The sequence below is a fragment of the Agrobacterium sp. CMT1 genome (assembly GCF_037203725.1).
GTDB classification, from domain to species: Bacteria; Pseudomonadota; Alphaproteobacteria; order Rhizobiales; family Rhizobiaceae; genus Agrobacterium; species Agrobacterium pusense.
The window spans coordinates 248,458-270,071 of sequence record NZ_JBBCAR010000019.1 but is presented as its reverse complement, the minus strand read 5'-3'; the positions used below and the strand labels follow the sequence as shown (position 1 = coordinate 270,071).

The window sequence follows — 21,614 nt, the reverse complement described above, 5'->3', positions numbered from 1 at the left end:
CTGTCCTCTCTCTTCCTGTTCAATTTGCCGCTGGCCGGGCATCGACGACCGTCACCAGTCCAAGCGCCGGATCCTCCACCACCGAGAAGGTCGCGACATCGCCACTGGCACGGGCCTGGTCCTGGAGGTCTTCGAGCCAGCGCCTGATCTGATCGGTGGTAGCGGTGGATGGCACGGCAAAGCATTTGACATTGCCGGAACCGATCGTCGCCGAGGGGCACTGGACCTCGGCCATCACAAGGGAACCATCGTGGTCCTTGGCGTTGCCGCCACCTGAGCCACGCAGACCCGCCGACGAAGACTGGAGACCTGCCTGCAGACGGTGAAGATATTGCTGGTTGGCTGCCAGCGATTTCCCCAGAAGCTCGTTCCAGACCGAACTACGTTCGACCTGTGCCTCAGTATTACGGTCGACCGCCTTCTTCAGCTGCTCGCCGCATCCACTGACCTCACTGGCGGTTTCCCTCTCGACGCCCTCGCCCGGGGGACTTCTGTCGCCGTTCTCGGCCTTGTTCCGGCTATAGTAGTATGAGACCTTTTTGACGTAATCCTGCGTTTCGGGAATATCGGGAATTCGGCCGTTTTGAAGCGACTGGCGATAGGGTCCGGCATTGTAGCCGGCGGCGATCAGGTCGTAGCGATTACCGAACATGCCCTGCAGCTGCTTGATGTATTTCACACCTCCACGAATATTGTCGCGGAGGTCGTAAGGATTGACACCAAGCCCGGCCGCGGTGCCCGGCATCAGCTGCATGACGCCGGTCGCGCCAACCGGTGAGCGCGCGGATTGGCGAAAACGTGACTCCTGCTCGGCAATCGCCAGCGCAAAGTTCGGATCGACGCCCTGGCGGATCGCCTCGTCTGCAACCAATCGGGCGACTTCCTGCTGGCTATAGGTGCGCTTCGACCGGCCGGCCGGCGCGGCTTCACCGCCCATACCCTCGGCCGAGCAATCGGTTGGCGCACCAGAGCCCTGCCCGGGCGCAACACTGTCCGTGGTTCCGCCGGACGCGCCCTTCACGCTTCTCGTGTCTGACTGATAGGTCTTGTACCAGTTCTCGGTCTCCTGCTGGATATTGCGGCGGGCGTCGTCGTTCACCGGTACCTGCGCTAGCACCGCGACTGGTCCGAACACGCTGGCCAGTACCACGGCACTGACGGTTGCCAGTTCAGGAAGCCTTGCGTTGGTCATCGGACGCATCCCCCTCCCAGTCGCAAAATTTCGAGAGCCAGTTCTTCGGATCGTCGCCGTATTCCTCGCGAAGCATCTCAACTTCGCGGACGGTTTCTTCTCGGCCGGAAAGGACCTTGATGAACTCCGGCATGTGGGACATGTCGACACGAGCGATCACGCTGCTCTTCGCGTGCTTGATCAACATGAAGCGTGAGGCCGGATCCCCATTCTTGACCCAGTCGAATTCGGCCCTGGAAAGGCCGAAGTGCTCCATGTAGGAATTTTCGTCCGCCTTGGGATTGGCAAAGAAAATGTTGGTCGAAGTCTGTTCGATGATCGTCCGGCTGACGCTCGACTGCACCACGTCATCAGCGGACTGCGTGCCGAAGATCACAAGACCATTCCGCTTTCGGATGGTCTTGAAGTAGTCCTTCATCGTTCGCTTGAACTCGTCGTCGTCGAGCAGCTTCCAAGCTTCGTCCATCAGGTTGATGATCGCCGCCTTGCCGTCGTAGACTTCGTCCAACCGGTGGAACATGTAGAGAAGTGCTGCCGTGCGAACCGGCGGGTCGTCGAGGATGGACGTCATGTCGAATCCAACCATCGGCCGCGAAATATCGAGATTGTCGTCGGCGTTATCGAAGAGCCACGCATAAGGGCCGTGATCGACCCACTTGTCGAGCCGTGCGATCAGACTTCCCTCGGTCCGCTCACTCCCCGCAAGCAGGGCACGAAGTGACGACAGGCGGCGATAGGACCGATCCCTGGTTTTAAGGATCGACTTGATCGCAGTGCGGATGATGGTCTCTTCCTGCGGCGTCAGGCTCTCGCCTTCCTTCGACGGCTTCAGCATGAAGCTCAAGAGCTGATAGAGGAAAACGCGGTTTTCCTCGGTATCATCAAGAAGCAGAGGGTTCCAACCTGACGGCTCGCCGGGTTCGAGCGTCATGTAGGTTCCGCCCGCTGCACGAACCATAATGTCGAGACCACGGTCCTTGTCGAACACGATGGTCTTCAGACGCGGGCTGACGCGGTAGGCCTGAAGAATCAGAAATGCCATGATGACGGTTTTGCCAGAACCCGTCGGCCCGAATACCGTCGTATGCCCAACGTCCCCTTGGTGGAAATTGAAGAAGAACGGTGTGCCCGACGTCGTCTCGAATATGGTAATTGCCGGTCCCCAGTGATTGCCATCCGGCTTGCCATAGGGATAGGCATGGAAACTGCTTAGGCCGGCGCAATTGAGCGTCGAGATCACCGCGCGACGGGCGATATAGGCCTGATTCCCGGGGAGCTGCGCCCAATAGGACGGTTCGGCGTTCAGATCCTCGCGGACATAGGAAGCGCCCAACGCACCTAGCTCGTTGCCGATGAGAGCAACGCCATCGTCAAGCTGGGCCGTCGATTTCGCAACCGGCATGACGGTGAGATGATGCTCGGCGAAGGCCACGCGCTTCCTCGCCAGTTCGTCCCGCGCAATATCGAGACTGGCCTGCACGCTGGAACCGCCCTCGTCTGCCTTTGACAGCTGCCGATCGAGGCGCTCGATCCGGCTTCTCGCCGCCATGTCGTCGATGAAGGACATGGACTGTGTGAGCACTATCTCGAATGGGAGCTTGAGAATGTAATCCAGCATGCCGGCGCCGGTCTCGGGCGGATACTCCTTCAAAGAGACCATTGCGGCGTAGCGGTCGTCGCCGGCAGTATCACCCTGAAGATGGATCGTTCGGTTGCCGATCGACGTGCGACGCGCTGGCAGCATGGCGTCGATGGGCAGGTTGCCGAGCCGGATGGGCCGGACACGACCGCCATTCAGCAGCGTGTAGAAAAATTCACATTGCTCGGAAAACCAGGCTTTGGATGCGCCCTCGTCCAGTTCCATGTTTTCGTAAAAGTCGCGATAAACCGTCTTCCCGTTTCCAAGGTCAACCCGGACGCGCTGAACGTCGCGGAGGACTTTGGGACCATAGGCAGCGAGCGATTTCTCCAGTGCTTTTGTCGCCTCGACCAGTTTGTCTCGAATGGAGCGGAGCTGCTCTTTCCGCACGACATCGCCTCCAATGCCCATGATGCGGGAAAGCGCAGAGCCCTGTTTGAATAGCGGCCGCACAACGAGCGAGACGTAGGTGTCGTTGACGAACATCTCGTTCCTCGAGATGCTTGCCTGGTAGACATCGTCCAGACGCTGAATGAAAGGGTCGGCGAACGTCGCCGGCAAGGACGGTGCGACCTTACGCCTGACAACATGGGTGTAGAGCGCAAAGCTGCCGATCGAGGAAATGGCGCGAAACGCGGCGTTGCGCTGCCGCTGCAGCATATTGATAGTTTCGATATCGGCCGTTTCGAACGAGAAGCCGGTGAGACGCAAGGTCGATACCAGGCAATCGTTCTTCAGCCGGATAATGCCGTTTTCAATCGGGACGTAGAAAGGAACGTGAGCCGAGATGCCGCGATCGGCAAAGATCTCCCAGCCCTTCGACAAGCTTCCCTTCAGCGATCGTGCCGTGGTGCCCATCGATTAAGCTCCGTAGGTCCGGATGCCCCCGCCCAGCCTGCGGCCGAGGGGATTGACGCCGCACATGCTGAGGCGCCCGAGGATGTCAAAAAACCAGAGGTCGAGCTTGACCGTCAGCACGTAGAGAATGCCGTGCAGGGTGACGAAGGAGACGGGAAACCACAGAATGGAACCCAGCACCATGAACACCATGAGCGAGATGAAGCATTCAGCGAGGAAATAGGTGTAAGGGATCCCCATCACTGTCGGCGGACGCGTGAGGGCAAGGATGACCGGATAGGATTCGATGTAGTCGTCCCCGCCTGCGGATTTGTTGGCAGAGTTCGTCATGATCACGACCCGGAGCCAGCGAGGAAGTCGACAAGCTCAGCGGCAGCAAACATGCCCGCGAGGCTTCCACCGACCCGCAGGAGCGCTCCCCAAGACCAGAAACCAAAAGCGGCAGCCAGGAACATGCCGATGAACGCTATCGCCCCGACCGACCGGCCGAAGGGGCCGGTAAAGAACTGCACGAGTCTGTCCGCAGCATTCTCCAGCGCATCAAGGCTTTGCGCGGCGGCCGGCTCATATTGACTGACAAACAGGATCGAGGCCGCAAGCAATACCATAGCGACATGGCTGACCCACTTACGGTTAAACAGGGAGCGCCAGGTGACGCTGCCAACAAGAATTACCGTGACCATTATGCTCATTGAACTACCTCTTCCTTGACGATTTTGACCGGACCGCCGTGTTGCGCCGCTGCCAGCGGCGGCTGAAGGTGGTTGTCCGATACGAGTGGATCTGCAGCGGAGAAGACGAGCATTGGCGACCTTGCCCGGTCGACCGGGCCCGTGCGGCGGTGCGGATCGGATTCAAGGCCAGGTGTTGGACCAGGCGTTGAAGGCTGGGAGATCGCCGGCTTGCCGGTGTAGTAGCCGACAACACCGGTCATAGTCCGCAGTTTCGCGGATGAGCGGCAAGGATTGATGCGCATCGACGCGGGGTTCGCCGGCATTATACGCGGAGGCGATCAGCACCGGGTTGCGATACTTGTCGATGAGCACACGCAGGAAACGCGTTCCCGCCCGAATATTCTGTTCGGGATCAGCAAGGTCACGGACGCCGAAAGCATCGCCAATCTTTGGCATCACCTGCATCAGACCGACGGCGCCGACCGAACTGACCAAGTTCGGATCGAAGCGCGCGTTCTCCGACTGCATGATCGACAGCACCCAGTTCGGATCAACGTTCTCTTCAACCGCTATTCGCACCGCGAGTGTTGCGTATTCTTCAGGCACGCCCGAAAGCAGGTCGGGACGAGCTTGCGTCGATGTTTGATCCGCGGCATTGCCGGCCTCTACAGCTGGATCGCCGGCCCGTTCCCCTCGTCCCGGCTCAAACGAGAAGACGCTGATCGGTGAGAACACGGAGCGGTCACGCAATGTTCTCATGTCGCGCGCCAATTGTCCCGATAGTTGAGGACCGGCAAGCCGGGATCGGGTCCTTGCTTTTGCGGCGAAGGAAAGATTTTCGGTGGCGGCGTTGATTTCGGCCCGCCCCCAATAACGTTCGTTGAAATTGGCGAGATCAATGGCTGGCGGCAATAGATGTTCGGGCGTCACACCAAGAAGCGATACCGCCACAGGTGTTGCCGGCGTGGCGCGCTCTTCCGAATGGTTGAGGGCAAAACGGATGGGCCGATCGCTAAGCTCGCGGCTTTCGGTTTTCCGGCGTGGATCATTCTCGGCGGAAGTCGAGGCAAAACTGGCCGCCAGAAGCAGTGACGTCACAGCGGGCCAGACTGTCCGTCGCGACGCCCTGGCTGTCGGGTTGCTCACACAAGAAGGCGGGCTGTCATCCATTTCGAACGGGTCCATAACTTATACTGCCGTACAAGTTTTGAACTGCAATCCGAGCGGGAAATCAATCAAAAAATAGCACTGTAGTGCAAGTTCTGTTATGGGATGAGCCGAGAGTTACTAAAATGCCCAATGAATTCAGTTGCGTACCCTTGACCATTGATCGGGCTTCCAGCGGTAAGAAATCTGCTCGCGATCGCCAAAAATACGAGCCAGTCTGACCGCAGTGCCTCCTTTGACGAGCACGGACCCAGCATCGGCCCCTGAATGCGCACGATAGATTCGGCACGTGAAATTCGGGAGTTCCCGCTGGATCCTGGAAGCAGGCCAGCAAGATGAAACCTGATAGGGAGAACGATCGAGATCCGTCTTCAGATCGCGTGAGACCTGCTGTACCGGGCCGAGTCGGTGGCGCCCAAACTGCGTACCGTACTCCAGCTGACACTCAACCATATTCGCTGGATAGTGTTTGCAGGCAGCAAGACTGAGATAGGCGTAGGGCGCTGGCGGCAGCGGCCGGGGCGGCTGCTCAAGTTGTCCGCACGCTGCCAACGGGATCGCAATGGCCAACGGCCAAAACAGAGCTTTCAGGATTTCCACGGCTCACCTCCTAAGTTTCCTGCCGGTATGCGGCGTGTTCGAGAGCCCTGAGAAAGAGATCTCGCGCGAGCCCACAAAAGGATGACGACGGTTGCGCGGTGGCTCGTTAGTGGGAAACCGTCCTGCTGTTTCGCTTCGGAAGACCTTGCAGTTATCTGCGCAGAACCGCTGGCCGGCACCGTGCAACACGTGAGAGATGTCACCGGCAACGGATAGAGACCGCCGCAAAACTTGTACTTCAGTATAATTTTGAGCAGTCATATACCAGGTTCTCAAGAATGGAAAGTGCGATGAACTGCGACAACCTCGAAGCAATCCAGTGGCATCCTCTCTTCCGAACGCCGACCTCTTCAGGCTGACAATCAGCCATGCTTCGCACGGAGATCAGCGAAATCATCGCCTCATCGAGAATACGAGGCTTCAAGCTCGTGCAGGGGGCCCATAGGCCGGGCCGTACCGAACGACGGACCGCCCGTCACATATTCACACTCGATGTGACGCTGCTTCCCGGCACCTCGTAACTCCGACAATTGATCAGCACTGTACGCGCGGACGCGCGTTTACCTGATTACTCACCCGCTGCTTCTTCGAAACATTCAATCGCAGCTACGCGCGTCCACCTGTTTACGCAAACACTCGTCCACACAGACGCTCAGCCATTGGTTCGCTCACAGGCCGATTTACCCAGAAGCCAAACCGTCGTTTGGTGGATCGGCGCTCCACCTATTCACTCATTTGCACAGACGCCTGCTGCCTGATTCAGGGATAGGCTGATTCACCGAGCGGCCTGGTCCCTCAAAGGCCGACGCGCTGAGACCCCTGTTCGCTGTATTGGCCACCCACCCAACCAACCGGTTGCTCAACCGGCGGATCGGCATTTTGCCTATTCGCGGTTTCGCCCGTTCACCTATTCGCTGAAGAGTTGCTTTCCCGATCGCGTCTGGGGTCAATAATCCAAGAGGTCGCCTGCTCGCCTTAGAGACGATCGCCCCTGGGGCGAACGGCTATTGGTATACCAATAGCCTATCCTGCCATCTCCCACCAAAGCGGTCCGGGCGCCGTGCCCGACGCGCCCATGCTGTTGCGGGTCGGCAGACGAAGCAACAGCGAACACAGGCTTGGCATGTCATGCGCGCCGGAGCAGCAGCGAGGCGCGGGACCGGTTTGGTGGGAGATATGAAACGGGGCGTCGTCGTGACTTGCCGGGATGTCGGTAGCCCGGCATCGATTGCAAGCGAACGAGGAGACGGCGAGCGCGCCGCAGGTGGGGAGGATTGCGTGAAGCCGGAGCCGGAGCATGAGGGCGCAGCAAAGGACAGTCCTTCTCTCGGTCTTGTGTGGAGAAGTCGCGGCAGCGTCCGCTTGACCGGCCCAACCTTCTCCGTTTGTGCCGCAACCGCGGGAAGGACGCGACCCGAATGGGCGGAGACCGTTCTCGGGCTCAGTGAGCGTTGCCCGCTTGCACCTATCGCCGCGGGCGGCTCGCTCAGATTATCCGCCGGAAACCCATCATCAGCATGAATCAATCAAGGCCGACCGATTCAAATATGTCGTTGGACGCCGAGTCCGCCTTGTCCGATTCTCCGTTTCATGATTGCACACTTCTACCAGATCTATGTCGAACGCATCGACGACAGGAAAAACATGGCCCGCTTTTATGCCATGTCGATCGAGCCCAACCTGTTCGGCGAGGCCTGTCTCATTCGTCGATGGGGTCGGATCGGTGCTGCAGGTCAAAGGCGGGAGCATCATTTCGCGCGGGAGGAAGAAGCGGTCAGGCTCTTTCTTCAGCTTCTGCGAAAGAGACGGTCGCGCGGATACAGGCCGAAACCGCCTGTCCGGCAAGCTGAAATCGCTGACGGATAGCAAAGGGTGCGCCAAGGGGCGACGCCGCCCCCCCCGGGATGGCCTGGCGTTGAAGACGAATGCGGATCCGACCGCTACCTTCAATCAGGAAACGGGGCTCGTTCCGGCGACCGCGGATGCAAACCGAAGCTTCGGGTTTGAACCGCCGGTCGATCCGGCGCGTCAGACCAGACGATTTGGCAAAAGCGGCCTCAGAAGGGCGGCTCCACGTCGATGACATCCTCCTGCTCGGCCATGATCACCGCCAACTCGGCGCATGCGAGTTCCAGCTCGACCTCGATTTCGCGGCGTTCGTCGCGGTACACGGCGTTTCGCAATTCGGCCCGCAGTTCTTCAATGTGTTGTTCCAGAAGCATCGTCGTCTCCTTGACGTTTGTGAAAGACGACGCGCTCGTTCATGGGGGCGTGGCGGGGTCAAGGATCGTGCGAGCGACCGGCGGCGCCGGCGAGTGGGGGTGCCGATTTTGTCGGAGCGCAGGGAACCGGAGCGGAGGCAACATTGGGGGAACCGCTCGTCCTTGAGGCGGGCATGGCGCCATGGCATTCTCGGACGGACTGAGCAGACAATTTCTCTCCGTATCGCACCCGAACCCGAGGACGGGCTCGATGGCCGTCTTCGGGTTATCTGACACCTGACCACATGAATATCTGTGGAGATCCGGGCTTTCCGCAGCATTTGCCACAGTGTGTCGATGACAGGTCCGGTCCACAATGGCAGGGATTCTGCATCTGAAACGATGCGGAGAAGAAAATGACCACGACCAATGAAATCGCCGACAAAATTGCAAGCGAGCATGGCCTTACCAAGGCGCAAGGGAAAGCCATCGTCGAGGCGGTGATTGCTTCCATCACCGAGGCCGCGGTTGCCGGCAAAGAGACGTCGCTGCCCGGCTTCGGCAAATTCAAGGTGAAGGACACTCCGGAGCGCGAGGCGCGCAATCCGGCGACTGGTGCGACGATCAAAGTTGCCGCCGCGAAAAAGCTGGCTTTTACGCCTGCCAAGGCTCTCAAGGATGCGCTGAACAAGTAATCTTACCAGGCAAGCAAAAAAAACAGCCCGGCAAGCGTGCCGGGCTGTTTCGTTCTAGGCTTGCATCAGCAGGCAGATGTCACGTTTATAAGATCCTGAATAATCGTATCGCTGACAACGTGATGCGCTTCACGGACATGGTCGTCGAGCAGCTTGTGAACAATGCTCGACGCCAACGGTATGAAGACGAAACCGCGTGCGATTGCTGCGGTGCGCAGTTGCGACAGTGTTTCGAATTCCTTCAGCTCAGTGCCCAGCCAGAGTTCAAGATTCCCGCCTTCGGCATCCGGATGCCTGGAGAAAGAACGTCTGAAGCGGGCGGTCGTAGCCGATGATCGCATCTGGGTCTGAGTGGCGGGATGCGGTTCGGGTGACAGTAATCGTGTAGCGGCTCAAGGCGGCCTCCTTCGAATTCGGGGAGCGCCGGCCCCGATTTCGGGGCCGGCGGTCCGGTTCAGGCCGGGCTGTTCCAGAGGATGACCTTCTTGCCGGGCTCGCCGCCTGGCGCCGGGGCAACGTTGCCGAAGATCACGCCGATCTCAGGGGCTTCGATCTTCGTGGAGATGTATTCCTCGCCGGTTTGGCGGGAGATGCGGTTCCAGCCTGCGCCGATCTCAAAGCCGGTCTTGCGATGGATGATGCGGTAATCAGGGGCTTCGTCGCTCGCCTTGCTGGCGTTCGCGACGAGGGCGATCGGGGCGTTGACCCGGATGGTGGCAAAGACGCCTTCGAGAGTGCCGTCGGTCTTTTCGGTGAGGGTTGCGATCGTGGTAGCCATGGGATTGTCTCCTTCGTTGCATCGGGACCATTCCCGATGGCGCCCGAAGAAGGGGCTGTGCCGCAGGCGTCACCGAAGCAAAGCGAAGGGGAACCCCCTTGCGGGGTTGACGCTGATCGCAGCCGGTCCCTTAGAAAGGCGACATAAAGAACGGGAATGGTCCTTGATTGCGACGGCGGCGGTGAGACCTCGCCCTGGCTGCCCTTGCGGACCCGCCAGGTACCGCGCTCGTGGCATGCGTGAGTGGCATTCGGATCAACGACCTCTGCCACCGGCCAAGCCGAGGGGACGGGAGCGACAGGGAACGTCATGATCCCGGTCTAGCTGGGCTGGATGCGCCCCGCCTTGAAAAACACCACGACAGATGACATATTGTACGCGACACTTGACGTGGAGAACGATGATGGCCCTCGCAGCTAAAGCCCCTTCCACAACGGTCGCTGGTGGAGAATTGCAGAAGATCGAAGCCCTGCTAGGCGGTTCGCGGGTGCTTGCGCGCCGGTTGACCAGTGTGCTTGATGCGCATGAACTGCTGTTGCACGGCCTGCCGGCCTCAGCGCTCGATCACCTTGTCGGCAATCTTGTCGTCATAGGCAAGAACGAATCGCTGGAAAAAGCGGTCGGCATGAGCCTGCGCACCTGGCAGCGCCGGAAGGACGCGCTGTCCAAGCCGCTCAGTCAGGAACAGAGTGGCCGGGCCTGGAAGTTCGCCGAGATCCTTGCTAAGGCGACGGATGTCTTCGGCTCGCAGGCGGAGGCCGAGCAATGGCTGGAACGCCCAGCGATCGGGCTTGATCAGCGCCGCCCGATTGATCTTCTCGGCACGCCCGCCGGCGTTGAATTGGTCGAGGATCATCTAGACCGGCTCGAGTACGGCGTCTATGCATGATCCTTCGATCGATTGCGCTCGGCGGAACCGAGCTTCTGGCATGGCGGCTCGATCAAGCCATCCATGCGACGACATGGGATAGTGGCGAAGGCGCCTATCGGGTTGGCGGACGCTGGAACAGCAAGGGTGTGCGGGCGGTCTACTGCTCGCTTGATCCGGCGACGGCGATCCTCGAGGTCGCGGTGCACAAGGGATTTCGGGCACTCGATACGGTCGCCCACATGATGACGGCGGCTGTCATTGCCGACCCCGCCCATGTCCACGTCGTTGATCCGGCCGCCGTACCCAATCCCAACTGGCTGCGGCCTGGCATTCCCGGTGCGGGACAACAGGCCTTCGGAGACGCGCTGCTGCGCCGACACCGGTTCGTCGCGATCCCCAGTGCGGTCTCGACGCACAGCTGGAACCTGATCTTTCTGGCGGGAGGCGGGGCGGGTGCCTACTCGCTGAAATTCCAGGAAACGTTCGCGCTCGACACGCGATTGCACCCACCCGGATCCTAGACGACCAGGAATTGGATGAAGCCTGCTCTGAAGGCAGCGCCGCGGCGGTGGCTGACGTGCCTGATGTCGTAATTGTATTCATCCGCCATGATCAAGCACTGCCTTAGCTCACTAACCCGGTACGCTTGCGCTCGATGTTCAGGACACAAGAGTGAGGCGCTCGACTGCGGCTGTTGCGTGAGGTGCTGTTTCCATCGAAAGCGGTACGTACTGCGACGACGGCTCTTGTAGGCCGGACCTTGCGCCCTTCCGTTTCACCGCGTTCATCCTGTCATTCTCGAAGATAGGATAACCGATCACCTGGCTGAAGCGAAGTTCATGGCTCATCGTCGTAGCCTTCGCCAAGCGTCAACCGATCGAGCGCCTCGTCGAACAGTTCCGCTTGCTCGGCGGGCATTTCCGATACAGCGTAGGCGCGGCGCGGATTGCCGCCAGCGCTCATGCCCTGATAGTGCTCGTAGCTCATCAGCACGAAACGCGGCTTCTTGTGCCGGGTGAGAATCACCGGCTCGCGGCTCGCCGCGTCAGTAATATCGCCAATTTGTTTGTTCAAGTCGCCTGTCATGAACTGTTTCATGGCTATCGTCTCCAATACATATGATCCAATTTCACCATCTTTTCCATATTTAAAGGAAAACGGCGCTCACGCGCCGTCTCCTGAAGCCTGCCAGACTGGAATTCCGAGGCGACGCGCCTTGTCGGCGAGGTTGCCGGTGATGCCGTTTCCAAGAAAGACGATCAATCCGGCTGGCATCACCGACAGCATCTCGTCGTTGCGCCGGAAGGGGGCGGCTTTGGCGTGCCTGGTCCCGTTGTCGAATCCCGCCGTTTTGCGTTGGGCTGACCTTGCGGATTTCCCCCACCCAGGGCGTTGCGCGTGCCCCATAAAACGATACCTTTTGACTGACGCCGTTGGGACCAGCGCTGCACTGTATTTCCCGAGTTCTCAGCTCAGCAACGCGCCTGAAAAAATGCCTTGATATGACGCTGTTCCTGGGCGCAGTGCTCATCACAGGATTCCGGAATTCCGGATCGCCTCGAGCCCCGCAGACCTGAAAAAATGGAGAGCCTTTTGCGTTCCAGAGCAACGACAGCAGGCATGAAATCATCAGCATACTGGAGTCGAAGCTAGCTCTCTCTCGCTTGCGTCCACCTTCAGCTGCGACATTCCGCCCTTCATGATAGCCGATCTTGTCGATGTCGCAGTGCTCCCGCTGTCCGAAAAAGAACCGCGGACATCTCCGGGGCGAGTAAAGTTCGAACCTTGGGCCGCAGTCAACGGATTACGAATACTGATGTATTCACAAATAATTTTCATCAAATTTTAGGTTTTACTAAATAACGATCGGCGCGGGGAAGCAATCATGCCTGGGGAAATTCAAGTGTCCGTCATCACCGTAAAAAAACCGATCTGGATCAGAATAACAGCTTATGGCTTTGCGTCCGTGCTTTTTGCGAGTGCGGCAATCGGCGGATTGGCATGGTATCGTCAAAACGAGATGAATTCGCGAGCTCTTCACAGCAAGGCAGAAAGCGACCTCCATGTCATTCAGACAGATATGGCTGCCATACAGCGCTCCGCATCGGCTCTGGCACTGACGCTTGCAGGTGAACCGGATATTGCCGGCTACATCCAGAATAACGATCGCCAGAAAATTCTCGATAAATTCTCGTCAAACGTCAAGGCCGTGGCACAACACGGCGGATTGCAGAATTTTACCGTCGCGGATGCAAACGGAAATGTAATCGCACGCGTGCACGCGCCTGAGAAATTTGGCGATAACTATCTGGCTCGCCGCAAGACAGTCGGCGCGGCGGTCACAACGGGAAAAGTGGCGGCAGGAATAGAACCGGGCCGAACCGGAATTGGCGTTTATGCCGTCGCGCCTGTTTTGGCCGACGGAAAGGTCGTCGGGGTGGTGGACATCGGCACTGAACTGTCCAACGCCTATTTTACACCTATCGCAGAGCGCATTGGCGCTGAGATCTCCGTGAATGTCGTCCAGGACGGAAAACTGGTTAATCAGTCCTCGACGGATGGAGGCAAGCCCTTCCTGTCGGACGATATACTTCAGTCAGCATTTGATGGCGCGTCTGTTTTTGAACAAACTGTGCTTGATAACCGCGATATGCTGATCAAAGCGGTTCCGTTCACGTCCTTTGCCGGCGATAAAATAGGCGTCTTCGAGATCGGTACTGATGCGACTAAGCTCTTGGCGGAAGCCCGTTCATCGCTCTGGACCATGATCGCTGTCACTCTCCTGACCTCACTATTAGCTCTTACTGCCTTTTTCCTGTTCGCTAAATCTCTTGGCAATGCAATCGGCCGGCTGACGGGTACGATGACCAGGCTCGCATCCGGTGATCTCTCGACGGATATAGACGGTGAGGATCGCTCTGACGAGACCGGTGCGATGGCGCGCGCCGTTCGGGTCTTCAAGGACAACGCCTTGAAGACAAGGGAACTCGAAAATCAGGCGGATGAACAGCGGCAAATGACCGAGGAGCAACGGCGCCAAATTGCTGAGCAGGAACGTGTCCGTGCAGAGGCGATGGCAGAGGCCACAAATGGGCTTGCTGCAGGGCTTAAGCGTCTCGCCTCAGGCGATTTGACGGTCACTCTTGAGCACAGCTTCGCACCGGATTTCGAGAGCTTGCGAGCAGACTTCAATGCAGCTGTCGAACAGTTGCAAGAGACACTCGGATCAGTTTCGCAAGCCGCAGCGTCTATTGACAGCGGCTCGCGTGAGATCAGCCAGAGTGCCGACGACTTGTCGAGGCGCACCGAGCAACAAGCGGCGTCTCTCGAGGAGACTGCGGCCGCCCTTGACCAGATTACGGTGAATGTCACCAATTCCTACAAGCGCGCAGAAGAAGCACGAAATATCGCAATTCAGGCAAACGACAGTGCCCGCCAGTCGGGGACCGTGGTGGCCAATGCTGTTGAGGCAATGGAGCGGATAGAACAATCCTCAGGCCAGATTTCCAACATCATTGGCGTCATTGATGATATCGCGTTTCAGACCAATCTGCTCGCGCTCAACGCAGGCGTTGAAGCCGCGCGCGCAGGTGAAGCGGGAAAAGGCTTTGCAGTGGTCGCCCAGGAAGTTCGTGAACTTGCACAGCGTTCCGCCAATGCAGCGAAAGAAATCAAAAGCCTGATCAGCAAGTCCACTCATGAGGTCGATAACGGGGTCAGGCTTGTCAGCGAAACCGGCGAGGTTCTCAAAACGATCGAGGATTATATTGTCACGATCAATCAGCACATGGACTCCATTGCCACGTCCTCCCGCGAACAATCGGTCGGCCTGTCCGAAGTCAATACTGCTGTCAATCAGATGGACCAGGTAACCCAGCAAAATGCAGCCATGGTGGAGGAGGCCAACGCTGCTGGCGCAACCCTTGCCGCAGAAGCTGCCCGTTTGCGTGAGTTGATCAGTCAATTCCAGTTGCGTCGAGGTAGCACTGCTGCGTCGCAGGAGACGGCGGGACTTCATCACATGGCCTCTGCCATGGCAGCAGCATCTGGCTCCGGGCCGCTGACGAGGCGGTCGCGGAACACCGCAGTGGTCTCTACTAGTTACGGCAGTGCTGCACTTGCGAATAACACCTGGGACGAGTTCTAGGAAACCCTCAGCGTCACATGATCTCCTCTGCCGTCGGAGGCCGGGACGTTATTGAGATCATCGGCAATCTCTAAATGGGCTTTCCCGGTAGATGACCGGCACGTCATGTCATAGCAAATCGTTGCACACAGGATCCCGAACGAAGCGGGACGACCTGGCGCGCTTGCGGAATAAGATTGGCCTGGACTCTCTGGCTTCGATTTGACTTATCACTGACACGCCTTCCGGCCGGACCATTTCCATTAACGCCCGTCTGGAGGGCAGGCTTGCTGGTGCGCTGATTTGTTCATATTCGAAAAACTCTTCTATCGGGTCAGGGTCGCCTTGTGGCGGGTGTCTTTCTTCCGGCGCAATGCGTTCCCATGGCCATTCAAGGTGGAGGTCTCCCGTCACATTGACGCTTCTGAGCCGGACGAAGGTGGGTTCTATGCCTACCATTACGAGTACGACATATATGTATTTTCAGATGGGGTGATGATGTTGACGGCGCGTGCCTACATCGATGAGCCGACCAAGGCAGAGTTGATCGGTTGGGCAAGGGGTGAGCGTAGCTGCCGGCTGAAGAAAAGTGATTTGGATCACCCACTTGTCTTGAGGGCCGCCGAGCATCTCCGTCAGGCCGGTAAATCCGACCTTTCTTGGCTGAGTGCCAAGGATCGGGGATATGTCCGGGTCAATGTCGCTGCGGCTTAGAGATTCCCAGGAGGGCAGCGACCGGAATTGTCTTTAGGCCCTGGCCTGAAGTTTAACGGCTGGCGTAGGTGGATGAAGGACGCCTTTCATCGCCACGCAGCTGGCCGCAGTAGCAATTTAAGTGCTTGTCATCGCAACAGGAGAGTTGCTGCGCCTTCGATAACAGACGAAAGACAAGGATCAACAGGCTCCGTCCGCAGAGTCTTGGAGCCCGTACGGAGGCCGCCATCGCTTTGCGCCAGGATCGTTTACAGGTGTCCATGGGCGGCGTTGGCATCGCAGGCGTCGAGCTTACAAGCAGGTTTTCAGGCACAAACGCCGCAGCCGATAGCCGGGTTTGTTTGCAGGAAATTTTCGCGCGGCAATAATTCATTGAAAATTCCGGCTCTTCACCTTGAGCGTTTCGATATGGAGATCAGGCACGAACATGTCCCTTGGGACGACCGGCTTCGGCCGATCGCGTGAATCCGGCCCGCTGCCTCCGTGGGCAAACTCATCGCCGCGACCAGCCGGCAGCCTGAACTCCGTATCTCGATCGGCAAGGCCAACCAGATCGCCTGAGAGATCGAAGAGTTGCTGGGCGACGAGATGGACGACCTCCCCTTCCCGCTGAATCCGTCCGTTGATCGCCATCATCGAAGATCCCAGCACGATGCGCCTGCGTTTCTCGAACAGGGTGGGCCAGACAACGATGTTGGCCGGTCCGGTCTCGTCCTCGATGGTGATGAACATCACACCCTTGGCCGATCCCGGCTTCTGCCGCACCAGCACGAGGCCAGCGGTATAAACCCACCGCCCATCACGGGCATTCATCGCCTCGGCACAGGAAATGATATTGCGTGCCGACAGGTCCTCGCGGAGAAAGGCGACAGGATGCTGGCGCAAAGTCAGCCCGATGTGGCTGTAGTCCTCGATGACGTTATGGCCGTCCGTCATTTGCCGAAGCACCACCTCTGGCTCCTGCTGCTCGGCAATCGCCGTCGCCTCGCGTTCGGCTGCGGCTGCAAACAACGGTAAGGGCTCGTCGCGCAGCGCCTTGATCGCCCAAAGCGCATCGCGTCTTTCGAGTTTCAACGATGGCAGAAAGGCGTCGGCCTCCGCGAGTTGGACAAGCGCTTCGGTCGGCACGCTGGACCGGCGCCACATGTCATCGACTGAGGCGAACGGGTTGTTCATGCGCGCTGCAACGATCCGTGCGGCGTCCGCGACAGCCAGCCCTTTCACCTGCCGAAACCCGAGGCGCACAGCATGACGATCGCTGCCTCCAATCCTTTCCAGCGTGCAGTCCCATCGCGAGCGGTTGACGCAGACCGGCCGCACCTCGACGCCATGCTTGATCGCGTCCCCGACGATCTGGGCCGGAGCATAAAATCCCATGGGCTGGCTGTTGAGAAGGGCTGCACAAAAGACGTCGGGGTAATGGCACTTGATGTAGTTCGAAGCGTAGGCAATCAACGCAAAGGAAGCCGCATGACTTTCCGGAAAGCCGTATGAGCCAAAGCCTTCCAACTGCGAAAAGGTCTTTTCGGCGAACTCGGCCGAATATCCGTTCTTGACCATGCCTGACACCAGCTTGTCCTTGAAGCGCGAGACGCCGCCGGTGAATTTGAAGGTCGCCATGGATTTGCGCAGCTGGTCGGCCTCACCACCGGTAAAGCCGGCACAGACCATGGCGACGCGCATCGCTGACTCTTGAAACAGCGGCACACCGAGCGTCTTGCCGAGGACTGCTTCAAGCTCTGGTGTGGGATATTCGACAGGCTCCTTGCCTTCGCGACGACGGAGATAGGGATGCACCATGTCACCCTGGATTGGCCCCGGCCGCACGATCGCCACCTGCACGACGAGATCGTAGAAGGTGCGCGGTTTTAACCGCGGCAGCATCGCCATCTGCGCACGGCTTTCGATCTGGAAGGTGCCGAGCGTGTCAGCCTTGCGGATCATTGCATAGGTCGCGGCATCTTCCTGCTCGATCTTCGACAGATCGAGATTCTCGCCCTTGTGTTCGCGGATCAGATCGAAGGCCTTGGCCATGCAGGTGAGCATCCCGAGCGCCAACACGTCCACCTTCATGAACTTCAGTGCCTCGACATCGTCCTTGTCCCATTCGATGATCTGCCGGTCTTTCATCGTCGCCGGCTCGATCGGCACGAGATCGTCCAGCCGGTCATGGGTAAGAACAAAACCGCCGGGGTGCTGCCCCAGATGCCGCGGAGCACCCATCAGCTGCTGCGCGAGTTTCAGGGTGAGCGCTAAGCGCCGGTCGTCGGGGTTGAGATTGAGCTCACGGATGTTTCTGTCGGGTACTTCTTCCGACCACGACCACATGCCTGACGATAGCGCCTTGATGACATCCTCCGGCAAGCCAAGCGCCTTGCCGACATCGCGGATCGCGCCCTTGGCGCGGTACCGCGTAACGGTGGCGCAGAGGGCCGCCTTATCCTTGGTGTAGGTCTTGTAGATCCACTGGATGACCTCCTCGCGCCGTTCGTGCTCGAAGTCGACATCGATATCCGGCGGCTCGTCGCGTTCCTGACTGACGAAGCGCTCGAAAAGGAGATCATTGGTCGAGGGATCGATCGAGGTGATGCCAAGGATATAGCAGACAGCACTGTTGGCGGCGGACCCCCTGCCCTGACAGAGAATGCCTTGGCTTCTGGCAAAGCGCACGATCGAAAACACCGTCAGGAAGTACGGCGCGTATTTCATGGTGCGGATGAGATCGAGCTCGTGGCGTACGGTCTTCAACACATCCGGCGGCAGACCTTCCGGGTACCGGTCCGGCGCACATTCCCAGACATAATGCTCGAGCGATCCTTGAGCATCCTTGCCCGGAACGATGGCTTCCTCCGGGTACTGGTAGGTCAGCTCCTCAAGCGAGAACTTGCAGCGATGCACGATTTCCAGGGTTCGCGCGAGTGCTTGCGCGTAGCGCGGAAACAGGCGTGCCATTTCCTCCGGTGGCTTGAGGTAGCAGTCGGCGTGGCGTTCGCGCTCGAAACCGACATCGTCGATCGTGGTGTTGTGCCGGATACAGGTAACGATGTCCTGCAATTGCCGCCGGCCCGGCTCATGAAACAGCACATCATTGGTGACGACGGTTCTGACCTTGAACCGAGCCGCCATGTTGGAAATCTCATGCAGCCGCAACTGGTCGTTCGGTCGCCGACGCAGACAGAGAGAGACGTAAGCGCGATCACCAAACACCTCAGCCATTTTTCGAAGCTGGATCGCGCAAAGATCATCCGGCAGATCCGGCACCAGAATGCCGATCATCCCCTCGGAGTAAGCGACGATATCGTCCCAGTGCAGGATGCAGTTGTTCTTGCCGCCGCGCGATTTGCCCAGCGTGATGAGGCGCGTCAGGCGCGAATAGGCGGATCGGTCCATGGGATAGACCAACACAGACATCCCATCCGCGAGATCGAGCCGACAGCCGACGACCAGGCGCAAACCGGTGGCGCGAGATGCTTCCAGGGCGCGGACGATCCCGGCCAGCGAATTGCGATCGACGACGCCGAGTGCTTCGATGCCCAGCTGTTTCGCCGTCTCGAACAATTCCTGTGCAGAGGAGGCGCCGCGCAGAAAGGAAAAGTGGGTCGTGACCTGGAGCTCGGCGTAGCTCATGCGAAGATCCCGTGGCAGAACCAGCGATGGGACCCGGTCTCGGGATCCACTCCGTCGCCGGAGCGGAACACCCACAGGCGCTCGCCTGCCTCGTCCTCAATGACAAAGTAGTCCCGCACCGCGTCCATTTCGGCGTCGCGCTGCCACCACTCCCCGAAGATGCGTTCCGGGCCGTCGGCGCGTTTGACCTTACGGCGCTTGCCGCGCCAGACGATGGAAACAGGCGGCCGGTCCGGCATCAGCGCAATCGCCTCGATCAGTTCGGGTCGTGGCAAAAGCCGGACTGGACGGCGCCAATGGCTCACCCAGGCAACAGGGATCGGTTCAGCAACGGGACTGATGCGCCGGACGGAACGTTCCGGCACATCGGATGCAACCGGCGCGACGCGATAGACCCGCTGGCCCCGATTTCCATAGATATCGATGAGCGGTGTCACATCGGTGATGTCATCCTCGACCAGAGCAGAGACTTTCTGCGCCTCCTCCAATGGCTCTACCATGACGGCGACAAGGGTGAGCCTCTCGATCCCGAAACCCGGCTCGATCTTTTCCGTCCGGTCCCGAAACAGTTTCGTCAGCCAGGCAACGTCGCGGGCAGGTTTGGCAGTGCCTGCGCGAATGGCTTGTCTGGTGCCGTCGACCTTCTCGACGATCAGGTCGGCGCGGCGCACCCCAAGGCCGCGCTTCTGAAGCTCATCGACCAGTTGGACGACGAGGCGGCCGACATATTTGTTGATCGTTTCGGCAGCGCCAATCGGTTCAGCGAAGGCTTTCGAAACCTCGACCAGCTCAGGCGTGCGGATCGGCTCGATAGGCTCGGCGATGCGACAGAGCATCTGATCGAGACGGCGCCCAACTTCCGGTCCAAAGCGCAACGTCAGCGGCGCGCGCGGGGTATTGGCAAGCTCCCCGATCGTCTGAAATCCGAGAATGCGGAGATCGCTGACAATCTTTGCCGGCAGACGCAGGAGCGATATCGGCAGCTTTTCAACGGCCCGCACTGTCTCACCCGGCGGAATGACGATCGTCTCGCGGTTGATGGCGCGGGCGCAGGCATGGGCTGCACCCCAGCTGTCGGCGACCGCCACGCGGGCAGTCAGCTTCCTGCCAAGAAACCGGTTGGCGATCTTTGTCACCATTGGCAGCTCACCGCCCTGCAGGTGGTCGGCGCCTTCGGTGTCCATCACGATGCCGTCGATCCCGTCAATCGCGACGATCGGCGAATAGATGGTTAGTGCCCACAGTGTGATGCGTTCGAGAGCTACCCGATCGGCTTCGATATCGGCGTCGACCATCATCAGGCCATGAAACAGCGACTGCGCCTTTGCCGCCGGCATGCCGACATGCACGCCTGCCGCCCTGGCAGTCAGGTCGGCAGCCGAAACCCATCGCTTCGACCCGCTTCTTGCGATCACGGCAATTGGCTGTTCAGGCGAAATGGAGGGATCCGCCCGCCGAATACGATCCGTCGGCAGATCCGGAAGATAGATCGAGACGACCCTTGTCATCACACGCCCTCACGAGAAACTCAGCACACTCACCCGCTTTCACGCGCATCAATTCAAGAAACCATTGAGGCCTGCCCACCCCCGGTACCGGCAGCTCTTCCGATGGCATCACACTGACCCGCCATCTGGTTGTTGACGCCGTCGGCTGGCCAAAATCATTCGCCTCGGTCTGCCGTCGCCATCGCCGGACGGCAAGAGCCATCGTCCCGGTTCGTTCGGCGGCTAGCTGCAATCGGCGGGAACTGACCATCGGCAGGCGGACAAGTTCGCCGACGACCGCCCCGAGACCGCCGAACGACAGTCCCTCCTCCATATTGGCCAGAACATCCTCTTCCCTGTCGGACTCGACAAAAATAACGCGGTCAGGATGGAGGCCTACCTGAGCAAGCGCCGGAAAAAACAGATCCGGTCGCGTCAGACACCAGATGACCGGGCCTTTAGTTCGCGCGGCAATGCCCGCCACAAAAAGCGCTGCTGCTGCGCCATCGACCGTACCGGATCCTCCGCCCGCAAACTCATGCAGGGCTCCATAGGCAAGCCCGCCGCCAGGCAAGGCCGCATCGATCTTGGGGACACCGAAGGCGAGCGTTCCGGGCCGCTTCGCGGCTGCGCCCTCCATCGAGGCGATGCGGTCACGCAAGTCACAGATCAGATCTGTTACCCCCTTGGGGCGGGCAGCAGTCATCGTTCACGGCTCCCTTCAAGGTCGTGTTCAAAGGATCGACGTCATGTCGTACGGGCTATCTGTTCATTGTTTGTTCCTATAGTGCAAAAGAGTCAAGCACTACAAAGTTGAGGAATATTATCCCAATATTAGCAAGGTCGAAGATTCGAAAAAGATTCAAGCACGTAGGAAGCAAAGAATTTTTTTGGCATGTGCCTATTGTCGACCCCATGCGGTATTGTGGCGGCGACGGACATGGGTATCGCCAGTGCGAAAAGTGCACGTTGCGGCGATTGCATT

The 21,614-nt window shown here is 59.0% G+C and carries 19 protein-coding genes; 6 read left to right on the top strand and 13 right to left on the bottom strand.

Going from position 1 to position 21,614, the window contains the following annotated elements:
* Positions 1-19 precede the first annotated feature (19 nt).
* The 6 genes from WA845_RS24290 to WA845_RS24265 all read right to left on the bottom strand — a co-directional run bounded on the left by WA845_RS24290 (position 20) and on the right by WA845_RS24265 (position 6,130).
* Entirely contained in the window at positions 20-1,192 is a 1,173-nt protein-coding gene (locus WA845_RS24290; protein ID WP_337322780.1) for a lytic transglycosylase domain-containing protein, read from the bottom strand.
* Complete coding sequence (locus WA845_RS24285) at positions 1,170-3,689, bottom strand: VirB4 family type IV secretion/conjugal transfer ATPase (protein ID WP_337322779.1); 2,520 nt, start codon at positions 3,687-3,689, stop codon at positions 1,170-1,172. Before WA845_RS24285 ends, WA845_RS24290 begins: the two co-directional genes overlap by 23 nt.
* A gap of 3 nt (positions 3,690-3,692) precedes the next feature.
* Complete coding sequence (locus WA845_RS24280) at positions 3,693-4,019, bottom strand: VirB3 family type IV secretion system protein (RefSeq protein WP_100911729.1); 327 nt, start codon at positions 4,017-4,019, stop codon at positions 3,693-3,695.
* Positions 4,020-4,021: 2 nt separating this feature from the next.
* Positions 4,022-4,381 (bottom strand): TrbC/VirB2 family protein, encoded by a 360-nt coding sequence (locus WA845_RS24275; RefSeq protein WP_100911728.1) that lies wholly within the window; start codon positions 4,379-4,381, stop codon positions 4,022-4,024.
* Between the two features lie 162 nt (positions 4,382-4,543).
* On the bottom strand, positions 4,544-5,461 hold the full coding sequence (locus WA845_RS24270; protein WP_337322778.1) for a lytic transglycosylase domain-containing protein: 918 nt from the start codon (positions 5,459-5,461) through the stop codon (positions 4,544-4,546).
* Positions 5,462-5,668: 207 nt separating this feature from the next.
* A complete protein-coding gene (locus WA845_RS24265; RefSeq protein WP_162696203.1) occupies positions 5,669-6,130 on the bottom strand; it encodes a hypothetical protein in 462 nt (153 codons plus the stop codon).
* Positions 6,131-7,720: 1,590 nt separating this feature from the next.
* Here WA845_RS24265 and WA845_RS24260 point away from each other — a divergent pair.
* Positions 7,721-7,996, top strand: coding sequence for a WGR domain-containing protein (locus tag WA845_RS24260; protein ID WP_112637465.1), 276 nt, complete (start codon positions 7,721-7,723; stop codon positions 7,994-7,996).
* A 191-nt stretch (positions 7,997-8,187) separates the two neighbouring features.
* Here WA845_RS24260 and WA845_RS24255 read toward each other — a convergent pair whose 3' ends face one another.
* Positions 8,188-8,352 (bottom strand): hypothetical protein, encoded by a 165-nt coding sequence (locus tag WA845_RS24255; RefSeq protein ID WP_337322777.1) that lies wholly within the window; start codon positions 8,350-8,352, stop codon positions 8,188-8,190.
* 395 nt (positions 8,353-8,747) lie between these two features.
* On the opposite strand from WA845_RS24255, the gene WA845_RS24250 reads away from it, so the two are divergent.
* A complete protein-coding gene (locus tag WA845_RS24250; RefSeq protein WP_337322776.1) occupies positions 8,748-9,026 on the top strand; it encodes an HU family DNA-binding protein in 279 nt (92 codons plus the stop codon).
* A gap of 65 nt (positions 9,027-9,091) precedes the next feature.
* Here WA845_RS24250 and WA845_RS24245 read toward each other — a convergent pair whose 3' ends face one another.
* Positions 9,092-9,367, bottom strand: coding sequence for a hypothetical protein (locus WA845_RS24245; RefSeq protein WP_443111982.1), 276 nt, complete (start codon positions 9,365-9,367; stop codon positions 9,092-9,094).
* A gap of 113 nt (positions 9,368-9,480) precedes the next feature.
* The gene (locus WA845_RS24240) at positions 9,481-9,804 is read right to left on the bottom strand and encodes a DUF736 domain-containing protein (RefSeq protein WP_337322775.1); all 324 of its coding nucleotides are present in this window, start codon (positions 9,802-9,804) and stop codon (positions 9,481-9,483) included.
* Positions 9,805-10,207: 403 nt separating this feature from the next.
* Here WA845_RS24240 and parS point away from each other — a divergent pair, with 403 nt between their 5' ends.
* Together parS and WA845_RS24230 are read left to right on the top strand one after the other, a co-directional pair.
* Positions 10,208-10,693 carry a type II RES/Xre toxin-antitoxin system antitoxin gene (parS, locus tag WA845_RS24235; protein ID WP_112637467.1) on the top strand — a complete coding sequence of 162 codons (486 nt, stop codon included), beginning with the start codon at positions 10,208-10,210 and terminating at the stop codon, positions 10,691-10,693.
* On the top strand, positions 10,690-11,196 hold the full coding sequence (locus WA845_RS24230; RefSeq protein WP_112637468.1) for an RES family NAD+ phosphorylase: 507 nt from the start codon (positions 10,690-10,692) through the stop codon (positions 11,194-11,196). The genes parS and WA845_RS24230 overlap by 4 nt, the downstream gene beginning before the upstream one ends.
* Before the next feature lie 316 nt (positions 11,197-11,512).
* Here the strand turns inward: WA845_RS24230 and WA845_RS24225 are convergent, their stop codons facing one another.
* A complete protein-coding gene (locus WA845_RS24225; protein ID WP_337322774.1) occupies positions 11,513-11,773 on the bottom strand; it encodes a type II toxin-antitoxin system Phd/YefM family antitoxin in 261 nt (86 codons plus the stop codon).
* A gap of 805 nt (positions 11,774-12,578) precedes the next feature.
* Here WA845_RS24225 and WA845_RS24220 point away from each other — a divergent pair.
* Together WA845_RS24220 and WA845_RS24215 are read left to right on the top strand one after the other, a co-directional pair.
* The gene (locus WA845_RS24220; protein WP_337322773.1) at positions 12,579-14,822 is read left to right on the top strand and encodes a methyl-accepting chemotaxis protein; all 2,244 of its coding nucleotides are present in this window, start codon (positions 12,579-12,581) and stop codon (positions 14,820-14,822) included.
* A gap of 282 nt (positions 14,823-15,104) precedes the next feature.
* Positions 15,105-15,515, top strand: coding sequence for a hypothetical protein (locus WA845_RS24215; RefSeq protein ID WP_113382642.1), 411 nt, complete (start codon positions 15,105-15,107; stop codon positions 15,513-15,515).
* Between the two features lie 369 nt (positions 15,516-15,884).
* Here WA845_RS24215 and WA845_RS24210 read toward each other — a convergent pair whose 3' ends face one another.
* Genes WA845_RS24210 through WA845_RS24200 form a run of 3 tightly spaced genes read right to left on the bottom strand, consistent with a single transcriptional unit; the run spans position 15,885 to position 21,335 of the window.
* Positions 15,885-19,142, bottom strand: a complete 3,258-nt coding sequence (locus WA845_RS24210) for an error-prone DNA polymerase (RefSeq protein WP_337322772.1) — start codon at positions 19,140-19,142, stop codon at positions 15,885-15,887.
* Positions 19,139-20,650 carry a Y-family DNA polymerase gene (locus tag WA845_RS24205; protein ID WP_337322771.1) on the bottom strand — a complete coding sequence of 504 codons (1,512 nt, stop codon included), beginning with the start codon at positions 20,648-20,650 and terminating at the stop codon, positions 19,139-19,141. Before WA845_RS24205 ends, WA845_RS24210 begins: the two co-directional genes overlap by 4 nt.
* Entirely contained in the window at positions 20,571-21,335 is a 765-nt protein-coding gene (locus WA845_RS24200; protein WP_337322770.1) for an ImuA family protein, read from the bottom strand. The genes WA845_RS24205 and WA845_RS24200 overlap by 80 nt, the downstream gene beginning before the upstream one ends.
* Positions 21,336-21,614 lie beyond the last annotated feature (279 nt).